14 protein-coding genes are annotated in these 15,161 nt (G+C 69.3%); 4 read left to right on the top strand and 10 right to left on the bottom strand.

Annotated features, from left to right (window positions below; translation table 11 throughout):
• Positions 1-91 precede the first annotated feature (91 nt).
• The 5 genes from ABD089_RS13100 to ABD089_RS13080 all read right to left on the bottom strand — a co-directional run bounded on the left by ABD089_RS13100 (position 92) and on the right by ABD089_RS13080 (position 6,628).
• Complete coding sequence (locus ABD089_RS13100) at positions 92-1,387, bottom strand: bifunctional glycosyltransferase family 2/GtrA family protein (protein ID WP_343886896.1); 1,296 nt, start codon at positions 1,385-1,387, stop codon at positions 92-94.
• A 164-nt stretch (positions 1,388-1,551) separates the two neighbouring features.
• Positions 1,552-3,729, bottom strand: a complete 2,178-nt coding sequence (locus tag ABD089_RS13095) for an ArnT family glycosyltransferase (protein WP_343886895.1) — start codon at positions 3,727-3,729, stop codon at positions 1,552-1,554.
• 79 nt (positions 3,730-3,808) lie between these two features.
• Positions 3,809-5,374 carry a sensor histidine kinase gene (locus ABD089_RS13090; protein ID WP_343886894.1) on the bottom strand — a complete coding sequence of 522 codons (1,566 nt, stop codon included), beginning with the start codon at positions 5,372-5,374 and terminating at the stop codon, positions 3,809-3,811.
• A 4-nt stretch (positions 5,375-5,378) separates the two neighbouring features.
• Positions 5,379-6,116, bottom strand: a complete 738-nt coding sequence (locus ABD089_RS13085) for a response regulator transcription factor (RefSeq protein WP_343886893.1) — start codon at positions 6,114-6,116, stop codon at positions 5,379-5,381.
• A 65-nt stretch (positions 6,117-6,181) separates the two neighbouring features.
• Positions 6,182-6,628, bottom strand: a complete 447-nt coding sequence (locus ABD089_RS13080; RefSeq protein WP_343886892.1) for a DoxX family protein — start codon at positions 6,626-6,628, stop codon at positions 6,182-6,184.
• Positions 6,629-6,698: 70 nt separating this feature from the next.
• On the opposite strand from ABD089_RS13080, the gene ABD089_RS13075 reads away from it, so the two are divergent.
• Positions 6,699-7,877 carry an iron-containing alcohol dehydrogenase gene (locus ABD089_RS13075; RefSeq protein WP_343886891.1) on the top strand — a complete coding sequence of 393 codons (1,179 nt, stop codon included), beginning with the start codon at positions 6,699-6,701 and terminating at the stop codon, positions 7,875-7,877.
• Positions 7,874-8,611 (top strand): YaaA family protein, encoded by a 738-nt coding sequence (locus tag ABD089_RS13070; protein ID WP_343886890.1) that lies wholly within the window; start codon positions 7,874-7,876, stop codon positions 8,609-8,611. The genes ABD089_RS13075 and ABD089_RS13070 overlap by 4 nt, the downstream gene beginning before the upstream one ends.
• On the opposite strand, the gene ABD089_RS13065 is transcribed toward ABD089_RS13070, so the two are convergent.
• On the bottom strand, positions 8,605-8,973 hold the full coding sequence (locus ABD089_RS13065) for a DUF4386 domain-containing protein (protein ID WP_343886889.1): 369 nt from the start codon (positions 8,971-8,973) through the stop codon (positions 8,605-8,607). The genes ABD089_RS13070 and ABD089_RS13065 overlap by 7 nt on opposite strands.
• Between ABD089_RS13065 and ABD089_RS13060 the strand changes: the two genes are divergently transcribed.
• On the top strand, positions 8,966-9,190 hold the full coding sequence (locus ABD089_RS13060) for a hypothetical protein (protein ID WP_343886888.1): 225 nt from the start codon (positions 8,966-8,968) through the stop codon (positions 9,188-9,190). The two genes, ABD089_RS13065 and ABD089_RS13060, sit on opposite strands and share 8 nt — an antisense overlap.
• A gap of 24 nt (positions 9,191-9,214) precedes the next feature.
• On the opposite strand, the gene ABD089_RS13055 is transcribed toward ABD089_RS13060, so the two are convergent.
• Positions 9,215-9,949, bottom strand: coding sequence for a DUF4328 domain-containing protein (locus ABD089_RS13055; protein ID WP_343886887.1), 735 nt, complete (start codon positions 9,947-9,949; stop codon positions 9,215-9,217).
• A 112-nt stretch (positions 9,950-10,061) separates the two neighbouring features.
• On the opposite strand from ABD089_RS13055, the gene ABD089_RS13050 reads away from it, so the two are divergent.
• The gene (locus ABD089_RS13050; protein ID WP_343886886.1) at positions 10,062-10,610 is read left to right on the top strand and encodes a YceI family protein; all 549 of its coding nucleotides are present in this window, start codon (positions 10,062-10,064) and stop codon (positions 10,608-10,610) included.
• Between the two features lie 153 nt (positions 10,611-10,763).
• On the opposite strand, the gene ABD089_RS13045 is transcribed toward ABD089_RS13050, so the two are convergent.
• The 3 genes from ABD089_RS13045 to ABD089_RS13035 all read right to left on the bottom strand — a co-directional run bounded on the left by ABD089_RS13045 (position 10,764) and on the right by ABD089_RS13035 (position 15,112).
• Complete coding sequence (locus tag ABD089_RS13045; protein WP_343886885.1) at positions 10,764-11,186, bottom strand: thioesterase family protein; 423 nt, start codon at positions 11,184-11,186, stop codon at positions 10,764-10,766.
• A 93-nt stretch (positions 11,187-11,279) separates the two neighbouring features.
• Positions 11,280-13,154 carry an ABC transporter ATP-binding protein gene (locus tag ABD089_RS13040; protein ID WP_343886883.1) on the bottom strand — a complete coding sequence of 625 codons (1,875 nt, stop codon included), beginning with the start codon at positions 13,152-13,154 and terminating at the stop codon, positions 11,280-11,282.
• Positions 13,151-15,112 carry an ABC transporter ATP-binding protein gene (locus ABD089_RS13035; protein WP_343886882.1) on the bottom strand — a complete coding sequence of 654 codons (1,962 nt, stop codon included), beginning with the start codon at positions 15,110-15,112 and terminating at the stop codon, positions 13,151-13,153. The genes ABD089_RS13040 and ABD089_RS13035 overlap by 4 nt, the downstream gene beginning before the upstream one ends.
• Positions 15,113-15,161 lie beyond the last annotated feature (49 nt).

Genomic DNA, 15,161 nt, shown 5'->3' with positions numbered 1-15,161 from the left:
GGAAAGCGCCCCCAGGGGACGGCCGGTGCACGTGCGGTGCACGAACTCGTCCCCGGGGGCGATTCTCCAGGCGCGGAGGCGGTGGGTCGGCTCAGGCGGCCAGCGTCTCCAGGCCATCGGCCTCCATCTGCTCCTCGGAGCGCTCGTGGTGCATCAGCCGACGCAGGACGACGAACCGGAAGGCCGTCGCCGCGACGCTGGCGACCGCGAGCACGGTGACCTCCATCAGGCGTCCGCCGGGACGACCACCGGCGTGCAGCAGCCACAGCGCACCCGAGGTCATGCCGGTTGCGACGCCGAAGGCGACCAGACCACCGATGTGGTCGCGCAGCAGCCCCTGCTTCGAGGTGACGCCGAAGGTGAGGCGCCGGTTGACCGCCGTATTGGCGACCGCGGTGACCAGATTGGCCAGCAGGTTCGCCGCCTGCGGCCCCATCCCGAGCCGCAGCAGCAGGTAGAGCGCGAAATAGGCAGCGGTGGAGGCCACGCCCACCGCGCAGAAGCGCACCAGCTGACCGAACAGGGCGTTCGTCCCGGGTGCGGCGGCGGGGCGATGCAGTGCTTCACGGACCTCGACCAGGGGGATGGTCCCGCTGGTCAGGCCCTTGATGAGGCGGGCGACGCCGCGCAGGTCCTCGGTGGCGGTGTTGACGATGTGCACGGTCGTCCCAGGGTCGTCGACCCAGTCGACCGGCACCTCGTGGGTGCGCAGGCCGGCTCGCTGGGCCAGCACCAGCAGTTCGGTGTCGAAGAACCAGTTGGTGTCCTCGACCAGCGGCAGCAGCTGCCTGGCCACGTCAGCACGGATGGCCTTGAAGCCGCACTGCGCATCGGTGAAACTCGCCCGTAGGGCCGTGCGCAGGATCAGGTTGTAGCTGCGCGAGATGAACTCCCGCTTCGGGCCGCGGACGACGTGCGCGCCGCGCGCCAGCCGCGACCCGATCGCCACGTCCGAGTGCCCGCTGACCAGGCTGGACACCAGTGGCTCCAGCGCCTTGAGGTCGGTGGACAGGTCGACGTCCATGTACGCCAGCACGTCCGCATCGCTGGCCAGCCAGACCTGCTTGAGGGCGCGGCCGCGGCCCTTCTGGTCGAGGTGCACTGCGTCCACGTTCGGCAGTTCCCGGGTCAGCCGGCTGGCGATTGCCCAGGTCTGGTCGGTGGACGCATTGTCGGCGATCGTGATGCGCCACTTGTAGGGGAAGCCGTCGGACAGGAACTCGCCCAGCCGACGCACCGACTGCTCCAGGTCGTCCTGCTCGTTGTAGACCGGAATCACGATGTCGACGATGGCGGTGCGCGTGGATGCCGTGGCTCCCAGGGCGGGGCTGGTACCCAGCTCGTGGGTGTCCAGCGCGCCCGCGGTGGTCTGTTCGGTCATGGTCATCGGTGGTCCGTCCTTGCTCATCAGGTTGGTGACCCGCGTGGGGGTGCTGGGGAAGGTCGTGGGGTGGAGTGCCCCGACGCCGTCAAACCTCGCGTCCGGCCTTGTGGCAGCTCTGTTGGAGTCCTGTGCTGGGGCTGTGCTGTTGGCCCCTTCGGAGCGCCCGGTCACGACTGGGTCAGGTCGTAGACGGTGGTGGAGCCGACGGTCTGGGCGGTGAAGTTCTCCTGCACCCAGGTGGCGATGTCGGACGCATCCGAGGCGCCGCCGTTCTGCTGCCCGAAGGAGCCGCCGCCGATGAAGTAGTGCACCTTGCCCTGGGCAACCCACTCCTTGAACTGCTCAAGGGTCGGGGCGGGGTCGGAGCCGTTGAAGCCGCCCAGGGCGATCACGGGCTCCTCGGTGGCGAGCTGGTAGCTGGCCGCGTTCTGGGCGCCGACGGATGCGGCGACCCAGGTGTAGGAGCCGGCGTCTGCGAGCAGCAACTGCTTCATCTCGTCCGAGACCGTCGCGCCGTTCAGCAGGCCGCCCATGCTGCCGCCCGCACCACCGGTGCGTCCGTCGGGCTGGGAGGTTCCGGTCTGGCTGGTCCCGTTCGGGCTGGTCCCGTTCGGGGTCGTCCCGTTCTGAGTCGTCCCGTTCTGGGTGTTGCCGTTCTGCGTGGTGCCCCTCGGGGGCTGCATGCCTCCGCGTCCACCACCCGTGCCGCCGCCACGGTTGCCGCCGCCCATGCCGCTGCTGACGGGCCCGGCGGTGACGATCGATCCGGTGTGCGGAGTCTGCGCGGTGTTCACCGCGTAGGCGGTCGGTCCGGCGCTGGCTGCCACGAAGGCCAGCGCGAGCGCGGCGGGGGCGAGCTTCGCGGGCAGCTTGTCGGCGAACAGCAGGCCAAGCCCGGCGATGATGGAGGCGACGAGCGCCGCGACGCCCAGGCCGAGGTACCAGCCGCCCGCCTTGGCGAGCAGGGTCACGGCCCAGCAGCCGGTGACGGCGCTGGCGACGGCCAGCCCGACACGCGCGACGAAGCGGCCCCGGTGGGCCCACAGCACGGCCGCGGCGATGCCTACGGTGCCAGCGATGCCGGGCGCCAGTGCGATCGTGTAGTAGTCGTGGAAGATGCCGGACATGAAGCTGAACACGAGACCGGTGACGACCATCCAGCCGCCGAAGACGAGCAACGCGGAGTTCGCCTGGGTGGCGAGGTTGGCCACTGCCGGACGGATGGTGTTGGCCCAGGCACGGCGTCCCAGCACCACCCAGGTGAAGATCGCCAGCACGAAGGCGGCCGGCACCAGCCAGCTGGACATGCCGCCCTGCACGCCGGTGAACATTCGCGTCAGTCCGGTGGACGCACCGAAACCACCGCCGCCCACCGAGCCGGTCTCATCGCCGGTGATGCGTCCGACACCGTTGTAGCCGAAGGTCAGCTCCAGCAGGGAGTTCGTCTGCGAGCCGCCCATGTAGGGCCGCCAGGAGTCGGGGACAAGCTCGAACAGCGCCACATACCAACCAGCGGCGACGACCATCGAGGCCAGTGCCGCCAGCAGGTCGATGATCTTCTTGCGCCAGGTCGCGGGGGCCGCGACGGCGTAGGCGATCACGAAGCCGGGCAGCACCAGGAAGACCTGCAGGGTCTTGGTCAAAAAGCCCAGGCCGATCGCGATGCCCGCGAAGACGAGGTTCTTGCGGGACGCGGTCTCGGTGGCGCGGATGACGAAGTACGCGGCGACCAGCTCGCAGAAGACGAGCAGCGCGTCGGGGTTGTTGAACCGGAACATCAGCGTCACGACGGGCGTGACAGCGAGCGAGAAGGCGCCCGCCAGCGCGGCCCAGTGGGCCAGCTGCGTGGTGGGGACGTGGTTCGTCCCGGGCAGGCGGTGGGTCAGCGCGCGGCGCAGGGTGGCGTAGAGGACGCCGACGGACGCGACGCCGAGCAGCGCCTCGGGCACCAGGATGCTCCAGGAGGAGAGTCCGAAGATGCGCACCGACAGGCCCATCAGCCACAAGCTGGCCGGGGGCTTGTCAACGGTGATCGCATTGCCGGCATCGAGCGAGGCGAAGAACCACGCCTTCCAGCTCTGGGACCCGGCCTGCGCGGCGGCGGAGTAGAAGGAGTTCGCGTAGCCGGACTCGCCCAGACCGATCAGGTACAAGGCGGCGGTCGCGAGCAGCAGCACGGTGAGCGACCCCCGCACCAGCCAGGGGTTGGCCGGGCGTCCAGCGGTCGGGGCGAGCCCCACGCGCTCGGGAGCCTCGGTGGCCTCATGCGCGTGGTCCGGGAGCGGTGCCGCGGATGGATCTGGCGCCCCGGGGAGGTGGGCGGTCATGGTGCTGGAGATTGACATGCCACCACGGTCCCGAGCGGCGCTGTGGCGTTCGTGGGGGGTGGCTGTGCCCAGCCTGTGGCTCACCCAGGCTGATGCCTCAGCTGGCGAGCGGGACCCTGAGCGTGAACACCGTTCGGCCGGGTGCCGACTCGACCGAGGCCGTGCCGCCATGGGCGTCCATCACGGCCTGGACGATCGCCAAGCCGAGGCCGGTGGAACCCTCACTGTTGTGGGCGCGCGCCACGTCAGCCCGGGCGAAGCGTTCGAAGACCTGGTTCTTGATCCGGGGGTCGATGCCGGGGCCGTTGTCGGTGACCGTGACCACCGCCCATGGACCATCGACGCGCACGCCGGCCTCGACCTCGGTGCCGTCGGGAGTGTGCTTGTTGGCATTGGCCAGCAGGTTCACCACCACCTGGTGCAGCTTCTGCTGGTCGGCGCGGGCGACGACGGGATGCTCGGGGATGTCCACCGACCACGCCTTACCCGGCCAGCTGACCTGCGCGTCGGAGGTGGCGTTCAGGACGACCTCCACCACGTCGACCGGGTGCAGGCTGAGGTTGGTCGGGTCGTTGTCCAGCCTGGCGAGCAGCAGCATGTCCTCGACCAGCTTGCTCATCCGCTCGCTCTCGGCCTCGATGCGTCCCATAGCGAACTGGGCGTCTTCGGGAAGCTCCTCGCGGCCACGACGGGTCAGCTCGGCATAGCCGCGGATAGCGGCCAAGGGGTTGCGCAGCTCGTGGGAGGCGTCGGCGACGAACTGGCGCACCTTCGTCTCGGACTCCTGCCGGGTCGCCAGCGCACCCTCGATGTTGTTGAGCATGTGGTTGAAGGCGTGCCCGACGCGTCCGACCTCGTTCTCGGGGTCGGCATCCCTGCCGGGGACGCGCATCGGCAGCGCCACTTCGCCGCGGTCAAGTTCCAGCTTGGACACCTCGGTGGCGGTGACGGCCAGACGGTTCAGCGGGCGCAACGATCGGACCACCACGGCACGGGCGACCAGCACCGACAGCAGCACGGACAACAGGCTGAGGGCCGCTTCCAGTCCGACCAGGTTCCGCACGGCCCGGTTCATCGCGTCCATCGGGACGGCGACGACGTCGGTCTCGGTGCCCCGCTCGACGCGCTGGGCGCGGAACTGGCCGAGCTCGGGGACGTCCACGGTCTGCTTCTCGTCCGCGGCGATCGACAGCAGGGTTGCCGCCTGGGTCTTCCCCAGCTCGACCACCTCGCCGCTGCCGACCATGCCGATCCGGGTGCCGTAGTCATTGCGGACGACGACGATCGTCCCGCTGGGCAGGCCGGGGACGGAGATGCCGCGGGGGTGGTTGTCGTCGCTGCTGCCGGGACCCTTGTCCTGGGTCATCAGGGCATTGGAGAGCTGGTCGTCCAGCTGGTTCATCATGATCTGGCGCACCGCGAAGGTGGACACCAGCGACAACAGCAGCGCGACGGCGGCGACCAGGCCCGCGACCCGCAGCACCAGCTGGCGGGACAGGGTGCCGCGGCCCATGGTCGGCAAGACGCTGCGCGCCGGGGACGGTGGGGTTGCGGGCGCGGTGGGCGTCACGGCAGGCATCGCGACGCTGCCCGGTGCTGCCGGATCCGGGCTGGAGCCGGATGGGGTTGGGGCGGCGAAGTCGGGCCCGGGGGTGGAGCGCATGGAGTCAGTCTGCTGCCGGACGCAGCACGTAGCCAGCACCGCGCATGGTGTGGATCATCGGCGCACGGTCGGCGTCCACCTTCTTGCGCAGGTAGCTGATGTACAGCTCGACCACATTGGCCTGGCCGCCGAAGTCGTAGTTCCACACCCGGTCGAGGATCTGGGCCTTCGACAGGACGCGCTTGGGGTTGCGCATCAGGTAGCGCAGCAGCTCGAACTCGGTGGCGGTGAGGTGGATGTCATCTCCCGCGCGGGTGACCTCGTGCGAGTCCTCGTCCAGCGTCAGGTCACCGACCACCAGCAGGGAGTCGTTCCTGGGCAGGGTCGCGCCGGTGCGGCGCAGCAGGCCGCGGAGCCGGGCGATCACCTCTTCCAGGCTGAAGGGCTTGGTGACGTAGTCGTCCCCGCCGGCGGTCAGGCCGCCGATCCGGTCGGCGACGCCGTCCTTCGCGGTGAGGAAGATGACGGGGACGTCGGGCTGCTCGGTGCGGATGCGGCGCATCACCTCGAGGCCGTCGAAGTCGGGGAGCATCATGTCGAGCACGATCGCGTCCGGACGGGTCTCCCGCGCGGCCTTCACAGCTGCGGTCCCTGACCCGGCGGTGGTGACATCCCAACCCTCGTAGCGCATCGCCATCGAGAGCAGTTCGGTGAGGCTGGGCTCGTCGTCGACGGTCAGCACCCGGATGGGGGAGCCGTCGGGGCGGGTGAGCTGTTCGGAGTTCTGATCGAAGCGGGCCATGAATGAACTGTGGCACTGCTGGGTGCCCGCACGACTGTGTTCTGCCTGTGGACTGCCTGTGAGGGTCAGGGGTGCTCCCGGACCACCTTGCGCTCGGGATCGTCCCCGCGCCGACGGAACATCGCGTCCATCCCCGCCCGTCCGCCACCGAAGGCCAACAGCACGAGCCCGAAGGCCGCGAGCACCACCTGGTACTCCCAACCGCCCTCAGCCACGCGCCACTGCCAGCCGCGCTGGGCCCAGACGATCAGCGCCACATTGGCGGCCACCAGCATCAACCCGACCAGCGGGACGAGGAAACCCAGCACCAGCAGCACTCCACCGACCAGTTCGACACCGGTCAGGGCCCACGCCATCACCTGCGGCTGTGGGACGCCCTGGGCGCTGAGCGCGTCGGCCTGCGCCGACATCCCGCCCTGCCACCGCGCCCAGCCGCGCAGCACCAGCACCACTCCGAGCGCGATCCGGGCCACCATCAACACCAGGTCACGCAGCACGCGCACGGCTCCCACGGTTCCTCCTCGGTCGGGAATCGCCGTCAGTCTAGGTGCGCGCCACCGCCGCTCACGGCAGGATGGGGCCATGGCATTGAGGGCGACGGAGTTCAGTTTCGCGACCGCCGGACGGATCCGCTTCGGGCTCGGGGTGAGCAAGGAGCTGCCGGGCGTGGTCGCTGACCTGACGAGCATCGCCGCCGGGCAGCGCCACCAGCGGCACCGCGTCCTGCTGATCACCGGGTCGAACCCGGTGCGCCACGCGAAACTGCTGGACCAGCTGCCGCCCGGCGCCCGTTTCCAGGTCGCCAACGAACCCACGATGGACGATGCCCGCCAGGCCGTCGTCGCGGCCCAGGCCTGCGGTGCGGACGTGATCGTCGGGCTGGGCGGGGGCTCGGTGATCGACCTGGCCAAGGCCACCGGCATCCTGCTGGCCAGCGGCCGCGACCCGATGGAGCACGCCGAGGTGATCGGCCAGGGCGTCCCGCTGCCCCAGGTCGGGGTCCCGGTCGTCGCCGTCCCCACCACCGCCGGCACCGGCTCGGAGGTGACCCGCAACTCGGTCCTCACCTCCCCCGAGCACCAGGTCAAGGTGAGCCTGCGTTCGGAGGCGATGCTGCCGCGCGTCGCGCTCGTCGACCCCGGCCTGACCGTCGACTGCCCGCCGGCGGTGACCGCGTCCTCCGGCATGGACGCGCTGACCCAATGCCTCGAACCCCTCACCAGCAATGCCGCCAACCCGATGACCGATGGCTTCGCGCTGGCCGGTCTGCGCGCCGCCCCGGCGATCCGGCAGGCCTACCTTGACGGCTCCGACCTCGAGGCGCGCACCCAGATGTCGCTGTGTTCCCTGTTCGGAGGGCTGTCGCTGGCCAACGCGAAGCTGGGCGCCGTCCACGGCCTGGCTGGCGTGATCGGGGGCATGACCGGCGCTCGGCATGGCGACATCTGCGCGGCTCTCCTGGCCCCCGTGACGGCCGCGAATGTGTCCGCGATGAGCGATCGTGACCCCGACAATCCCGCCCTGGAGCGGTACTCACTCGCCGCCGAGGCGCTGTGTGGGGTGCCGCAGGTGGAGGCCGCACTGGAGTGGATCTGGGAGACCGTCCGCATCCTCGACATCGGCGGCCTGGAGGAGCTTGGTCTGGCACCCGAGCGCTTCGCCGACGTCATCGCCGCCGGGCGCCGTGCCAGTTCGATGAAGGGCAACCCGATCGAACTGAGCGACGACGAGCTGGTGTACGTCCTCGAGAGCAGCCGGTGATCGTCCTCCTGCCACCGAGCGAGGGCAAGGCAACCGCACGGCGCGGACGCCCGATGGACCTGGCGTCGCTGTCGTTCCCGGGGCTCACCGAGGCTCGCGAGCATGTGATGGACGCCTTGGCTGAAGCCAGTGCCCGGGAGGATGCGCTCTCGGTGCTGGGCGTGGGCGCGACACTCGAGGCGGACGTCCGCCAGAACCTCTCCCTGCGCGAGGCCCCGGCGCTCCCGGCATCGAAGCTCTACACCGGGGTGCTGTTCGATGCGCTCGACCTCGACTCCCTGGGCGCGGCGTCGCGCCGCCGGGCCAACCGGCGGCTGCTGGTGGCCTCCGCGGTGCACGGAATGCTGCGGCCCACCGACCGGGTCAGCCCCTACCGATGTTCGATGGACGTCACCCTTGCGGGAACCGGTGCGTTGGCAGGCTTCTGGCGGCCCCGGCTGGGGGCCGAGCTGGCACCCCTCCTGGCCGGACAGCTGGTCGTCGACTGCCGTTCCGGCAGCTACCGCAACGCCCTGCCGCCGGTCGCGGAGCTGGCCGACCGGTGGGTGCTGGTGGACGTCCCGGGGGCCTCGCACTGGGCCAAGCACACCCGCGGCCTGGTTGCGCGCCGGCTGTGCGAGGCGTCACGCGTCACGCGTCCCGAACAACTCGCCGAGCTGCTGCCCGGCACCGAACTCAGGCCCCCGGCACGCGCTGGAAAACCGTGGCGGGCCTTGGTCCCGGCCCGTCACTGAGCCGACGGCCGGAGATCGAGCCGGGTGATGGCCTCCGACCGGAATCCCTTGGCGACGAGCCAGAGGCCGAGACCGATCTCCCATGCGGCAATCGGCGGCGCGGCCAGACCCGCCAGCGGTGAGACCTGGTCCACGAGGCCCAGCAGCGTCGCGATGACGGAGCCGATCAGGAGCGGTGCCCCGACCAGGCCGAGCATGGGCAGCACGCGGGGGACCAGGCGGCTCCGATACAGGGGAGGAGCAAGCAACAGCGCGTTGACGGCTGGGATCAGGCCAGGACCGATGAGGAAGGCCCAGTCGTGAAGGCCGATCAGAGCCTTGCCCACGCCGACGCCGGGCGGCACCCGCAGCAGCGTGAGCATCGAGGAACCGGACGCCATCCCCGTGCCGGCGGATCCGCTCGAGCGTTCCAGGGCGGTCGAGCAGGGGAGGAAGCTCTATCCCCACATCATCAGCATCTTCGAGGCCACCGGGGGCAGGTGTGACGAGCAGTACGAGTTCGAGTTCACGCTGGACCTCGTCCTCGATGCCATCGAACGTCTTCACGCGTCGGACGGCGTCGGTCGGCTGTCACGATGATGCCCGTCCAGAGATGATGACCGTCTAGAAGGGCGCGATGGGTTCCATTCGCAGTTGGCGCTGGATTCGCAGCCGGAAGTGGACCTCGCCGACCACGGCCATCGCGAGCACATCATTGACGATCTGCACGACGTCCATGGCCGCCTCAAGGGTGGCACCGACTTCCGGGGTGATCTCAAGCAGTGCATAGGGCAGGGCCGAGATCGAGAACAACAGCGTCGGCAGGGCAACCAGCCAGCTCAGCCACCAGCCGGCCAACAGCCTCGTGATGCGACGCCGTGGGGGCAGTATCCCCTCGCTGCGCGAAAGCGGGTACTCGGTGGCGTAGCGCAGGTCGGCCATGTTCTGCAGCGGCATCACCAGCGAGGCGATCGGGATGAACCAACTGGTCGCATGGAAGAAGGGGGCGTAGCACAGGGCCTGGCGCGGCACCCGGGAACTGGCTGCCGCCATCGTCTGCCAGATGATCCAGCCGATCGCGACGACCACGCAGACCTTGATGTGCCAGGCCTCGAGCTGGCGGGTGCGCTCCAGCAGGTCATAGGTGCGGAAGGGGTCGGGGCGATCGGACTGGGAGAGCGCGACTCGCACGAGGGTGATGCCCAGGTCGGCCAGGTCGATGATGGCGACCGCGCCCAGCAGGCCGAGCACCGCCCATCCCAGCCACTCATGGAAACGGCCCAATCGGCGGCGGCGTGGGGCGGCCCAGACGACCCGTCCGTCGGGACCGGTTCGCCAACCGGGCTGAGTGCTGGCCATGAGCAGAAGCATGCCCGAGGATGGGGTCGCGGAAAAATGTTTTGAAAAGTGGGAATGCTCGCCAGACCGAAGTAGTTGAATGTTCTATAACCCCTCGAAAGGACCGAAAGACATGACCGACCTGACCGCTCTGACCGGCACCTGGACCATCGACAACACCCACAGCCGTCTCGGCTTCATCACCCGTCACGCCATGATCACCAAGGTGCGCGGCAACTTCGACGTCTTCGAGGGCCAGGCCGTCATCGACGGCGCCAACCTCGCCAACTCCTCGGTCACCGTCACGGCGCAGACCTCCTCCTTCAACTCGGGCAACGAGCAGCGCGACGGCCACGTCAAGAGCGCGGACTTCCTCGACGCCGAGCAGTTCCCCACGGTCACCTTCGTCTCCACCAAGGTCGAGCAGACCGGTGACGACACCGCCGACATCACCGGCGACCTGACGATCAAGGGCAACACCAAGTCCCTCACCATCCCCTTCGAGTTCACCGGCGTTGCCACCGACCCCTTCGGCAACCAGCGCGCTGGCTTCGAGGGCTCCACCACCATCAGCCGCGAGGCCTTCGGCATCACCTGGAACGCCGCGCTGGAGACCGGCGGCGTCCTGGTCGCCGACAAGGTGAACCTGGAGATCGAGATCTCGGCCATCAAGAACGCCTGATCTCCCACTTGGCCAACCAGCGTCGGCCCGTAGCCCCGACGCCGGTTGCACCAGGGCCCCGTCTGGATTCGTCCGGACGGGGCCCTGTTCGTTGGTTCGTTGGTTCGTTGGTTGAGCGGGCCTTGGGATCGGGATCGTCCTGCGTCGCCGGGCTCAGCGAGCGTCGTCGAGGCGCTGCTGAGCGCGGGCGGGGAACTTCTCGGCGTTGATGACGGCGCGCTGATGCGTGCCGGTGCAGATGATGCCGGCATTGTCGGCCAACTCCACCTCGAAGGTGATGATGCGACCCTCGACGGCGGTCACCTCGGCGCGTCCGGTGATGGTGGAACCCACAGCGCTCGGGGCCTCGTGGGACACGTCCACGTGGATGCCGACGCTGCCTTCACCCTCGTCCAAGTGGGGGTGCAGCGCCTCGACGGCCGCAGACTCCAGGAAGCCCACCATGAAGGCGGTCGCGAACACCCGCGGCATGCCCGCGAAGTTCGGGTACCAGGGGATCATCGCGGGCACAGTGAGCTCGTCGACGACCGTGACCGTGATCTCGGCGGAGGTGCCGGTAACGAGGGACGGCTTCATTGGTGCTCCTTCGGGTCGCGTCAGCGGGTGCGGGTGCGGGTGCAAGCTTGCCAGCCTCAGCGGGCTGCGACCAGAGGCGGTCCGGAACGCCACTCAGGCCAAGGAGGCAATCCAGGCATCATGCAGGGACGCATAGCGTCCGCCGGCCTGCCCCATCAGATCCGCAGGGGAGCCGTCCTCGAGAACCTTGCCATGCTCCAGTACCAGCACCCGGTCGGCAATCTCCACCGTCGACAGCCGGTGCGCGATGATCACCGCGGTGCGGGAGGCGAGCAGCGTCTTCAGGGCGTGCTGCACCAGTCGTTCGGACGGGATGTCCAGCGAGCTGGTCGCCTCGTCCAGGATCAGCACCGCCGGGTCGGCGAGGAAGGCGCGGGAGAAGGCCACCAGCTGGCGCTGCCCGGCGCTCAACCGCTCGCCGCGCTTGGCGACCGGGGTGTCGTAACCCTGCGGCAGCGCCTCGATGAAGTGGTGCGCCCCGACGGCGCGGGCTGCGGCCTCGACCTGCTCGCGGGTGGCGCCCGGGCGTCCGAACTCGATGTTCTCGGCGATGGTGCCGTTGAACATGAAGTTCTCCTGCGTGACCAGGATCACCGCGCGGCGCAGGTCGTCGTCGCTGAGCCAGCGCTCATCGACGTCGTCCAGCCTCACGGCCCCGGAGGTCGGGTCGTAGAAGCGGGCGATCAGCTTGGCGATCGTGGTCTTGCCCGCGCCGGTGGTGCCGACCAGCGCGACCGTCTGGCCGGCCGGGATGTGCAGGTCCAGGTCGGGCAGCACCGGACGTCCGTCGACGTACTCGAAGCGGACGTGGTCGAAGTCGACCTTCCCCTTCGGCTCGGGCAGCGGTGTCGGGTCGGCCGGGGCGGCGACGCTGGACTCCTCGTCCAGCACGCCGGACAGCTTCTCCAGCGCCGAAGACGCCGACTGGAAGGTGTTGTAGAACTGCCCGATGTCCTGCATCGGCTCGTAGAAGTTGCGCAGGTAGAGCAGGAAGGCGGTCAGCACGCCGAGCGTCATCGTGCCGTGCATCACGCGCCAGCCACCCCACAGCAGCACCAGGCCGATGGTGACATTGCCGACGAGCTTGATGCCGGGCATGAAGATCGCGAACAGCCTGAAGGAGCGGATGTTGGCGCGGCCGTAGTCGTCCGCCAGTTGCGCGAACAGTTCCTGGTTGCGCTGCTCGCGTCGGTACGACTGCACCGCCTTGATGCCGGTCATCGTCTCGACGAAGTGGACGATGACCTGGGCGGAGCGCTCACGGATGGTGCGGAAGGTGCGGCTCGACTGGGTGCTGAACCAGCGCAGCAGCAAGCCGACGAAGATCATCGAAGCCAGTGACATCAGGCCCAGTTCGAGGTCCAGCACCAGCAGCATCACCGAGGTGCCGACCAGGGTGAGGATGGCGGTGAGCAGGCCGTCGAAACCGCCGGCCAACAGCTCGGCGATCGCGTCCATGTCGCTGGTCATCCGGCTGACCACGCGTCCCGAGGTGTAGCGGTCGTGGAAGGCGACGTCCAGTTTCTGGAAGTGCTGGAACACGCGCCGGCGCAGGTCGAGCAAGGCCTCCTGCCCGACGCGCCCAGACGTGCGCAGGAACCAGATCCGGGTGATCGACTGCACCGCGAGCGCCACCAGCATCAGCACGACGGTGCTGATGAGTTCCGTGGCGCGGTCGTCCTGGACCAGCGCCGGGATGCCGTGGTCGATGCCACGGCGCACCAGCCAGGGGGACGCGAGGCGGGCGAGGTTCTCCGCGATGACCGCGGCGCCCATCACCCACACCAGGCCCAGGTAGGGCTTGAGCAGCGATCCGAGCAGCCTGCGGGAGCGGGCCTTGAGGAAGCCGGACGAGCGTTGGTCCAGCTCGGCCTCGGTGACCTTCTCGGCGGCGATCCCGCGCCAGCGTTCCCGTGGGTCGAGTTCTTGTGGCTGATCGGCACGCTTCTGGGTGGTGTCGGTGCTCATCGCTGGGCTCCCGCCATCTCGCCGTGACCCTGTTCGCGGTGACCCTGTTCGCGGTGACCCTGTTCGCGGTGACCCAGTTCGCGGTGACCCAGCTCGTCGAGGCCACCCTCGGCGTCGAAGTCGGCGCTCAACAGCTCCCGGTACTCGGGGACATTGGCGAGCAGTTCGCTGTGGGTGCCGACGTGGGAGATCGTCCCCGACTGCAACAGCGCGACGCGGTCTGCGAGCATCACGGTGGACGCCCGGTGTGCGACGACGATGCCGGTGACGCCGTCGAGCACGCGCTTGAGCGCCTGTTCGACCAGCGCCTCGGTGTGGATGTCCAGGGCGCTGAGGGTGTCGTCCAGCACCAGGATCCGGGGACGGGTGATCACGGCGCGGGCGAGGGCCAGGCGCTGGCGCTGGCCGCCGGACAGGCTCATGCCCTGCTCGCCGATTCGGGTGTCGAGGCCCCAGGGCAGGTCGTGGACGAAGTGCGCCTGCGCCACCTCAATGGCCAGGTCGACCTCGGCGTCGGTCGCGTCCGGCCGTCCGAGCGTCAAATTCTCCCGGGCGGACATGCTGAACAGCGTGGGGTCCTCGAAGGCGGTCGCGACGATGGAGCGCAGGTTGTCCAGCGTGAGGTCGCGGACGTCGACGCCGTCGATGGTGATCGATCCGGACGTGACATCGAACAGGCGGGGCACGAGCGCGGTGAGCGTCGTCTTGCCCGAGCCGGTGCCGCCGACCACGGCGATGGTCTCGCCGGGATGGATGTCCAGGCTGAGCCCGTGCAGCACGTCCTCGTCCCCGTCCGGGAAGCGGAAGCTGACGTCGTGGAAGCTGAGCGCACCGCTCGGGTGGGTGAGCTCGCGCTCGCCGTCGGTGATGGTCTCGGCGGCGTCGAAGATCTCGCAGACGCGGTCGGCGGCGGTCATCGCATCCTGCGTCATCGACAACAGGAAACCGAGCATGGCGATCGGCCAGACCAGCGACAGCGTCAAGGTGATGAAGGCGACCAGGGTGCCCAGCGAGACGCGGTCCTGTGCGGCGGCCCAGGCACCGATGCCCAGCACGACGACCATCGTGACGGTGGGGATGACCTCGAGGAAGGTCCAGAAGGACGCGGTGTTGCGGACGCGGTCCATGGAGGCTTCCTGCAGCTTGCGGGCCTGGGCGTCAAAGCGGTCGAACAGGTGCGCGGAGCGGCCGAAGGCCTTGACGACGCGGTGCGCTTGGGCGGCCTCCTCGACGACATTGGCGACGTCGCCGGTGAGGTCCTGTACGCGGCGGCTGATCTTGGTGTAGCGGCGTTCGTTGGCCAGGCACAGCCCGGTGATGGGGATCACGGAGATCAGCACGACCACACCGAGCGGCCAGTACATCCGCATCAGCAGGACGATGACGACACACACCTGGATCGCGGAGACGAGCAGCATCATCAGGCCGAAAGCCACGAAACGGCGCACGGTGCCCAGGTCGCTCATCATCCGGCTGAGCAGTTGACCCGACTGCCACCGGCTGTGGAACTCCATCGGCAGGCGTTGCAGCTTGGCGTACAGCTCGGTGCGAATGCCGGTCTCGACGCCGACTCCGGTCGGGCCGGCGAGCATCCGACGGGCAAACCAGAAGAAGGCCTCACCGATGCCCAGCACGAGGGCGACCGAACCCAGCACGAGCAGTCCGCGCTGGTCGCGGTTCGCGACCGGCCCGTCCACGAGTCGCTGTGTGACCAGCGGCACCGCGACGCTCATCGCAGTGGAGGAGGCGGTGAACAGCAGCATCCACAGCCAGGCGCCCAGCCGCGGACGGGCATAGGGCAGCAGCCGCCACAGCGAGGTGATGCCGCGGGTGCGAGCCGGGACGGGAGCGACCGAGGCGGGGCGCGTGAGGTCGTCCCAACCGGGGGCCAGGGTGGGCTCAGAGGGCGGGGTGACTGAGGGCGTGGTGGTGGCGGTGGATGAGGCTTGCGAAGACACGGTGGGACCTGATCTTTGTCGGATCGGCGGCGCTCGGTTTGCCGGCGCC

The sequence above is a fragment of the Luteococcus sanguinis genome, from assembly GCF_039527675.1.
GTDB lineage: Bacteria > Actinomycetota > Actinomycetes > Propionibacteriales > Propionibacteriaceae > Luteococcus > Luteococcus sanguinis.
The sequence above is the reverse complement of the archived record's forward strand: the minus strand, read 5'-3'. Positions and strand labels throughout refer to the sequence as shown.

What these genes read in the sequence shown, in the direction of transcription:
- ABD089_RS13075 (WP_343886891.1), top strand. Translation starts at nt 6,699, where the DNA reads ATGGCATTGAGGGCGACGGAGTTCAGTTTCGCGACCGCCGGACGGATC.
- ABD089_RS13065 (WP_343886889.1), bottom strand. Translation starts at nt 8,973, where the DNA reads ATGCTCACGCTGCTGCGGGTGCCGCCCGGCGTCGGCGTGGGCAAGGCT.
- ABD089_RS13085 (WP_343886893.1), bottom strand. Translation starts at nt 6,116, where the DNA reads ATGGCCCGCTTCGATCAGAACTCCGAACAGCTCACCCGCCCCGACGGC.
- ABD089_RS13045 (WP_343886885.1), bottom strand. Translation starts at nt 11,186, where the DNA reads ATGAAGCCGTCCCTCGTTACCGGCACCTCCGCCGAGATCACGGTCACG.
- ABD089_RS13055 (WP_343886887.1), bottom strand. Translation starts at nt 9,949, where the DNA reads ATGGCCAGCACTCAGCCCGGTTGGCGAACCGGTCCCGACGGACGGGTC.
- ABD089_RS13050 (WP_343886886.1), top strand. Translation starts at nt 10,062, where the DNA reads ATGACCGACCTGACCGCTCTGACCGGCACCTGGACCATCGACAACACC.
- ABD089_RS13040 (WP_343886883.1), bottom strand. Translation starts at nt 13,154, where the DNA reads ATGAGCACCGACACCACCCAGAAGCGTGCCGATCAGCCACAAGAACTC.
- ABD089_RS13095 (WP_343886895.1), bottom strand. Translation starts at nt 3,729, where the DNA reads ATGTCAATCTCCAGCACCATGACCGCCCACCTCCCCGGGGCGCCAGAT.
- ABD089_RS13100 (WP_343886896.1), bottom strand. Translation starts at nt 1,387, where the DNA reads ATGACCATGACCGAACAGACCACCGCGGGCGCGCTGGACACCCACGAG.
- ABD089_RS13090 (WP_343886894.1), bottom strand. Translation starts at nt 5,374, where the DNA reads ATGCGCTCCACCCCCGGGCCCGACTTCGCCGCCCCAACCCCATCCGGC.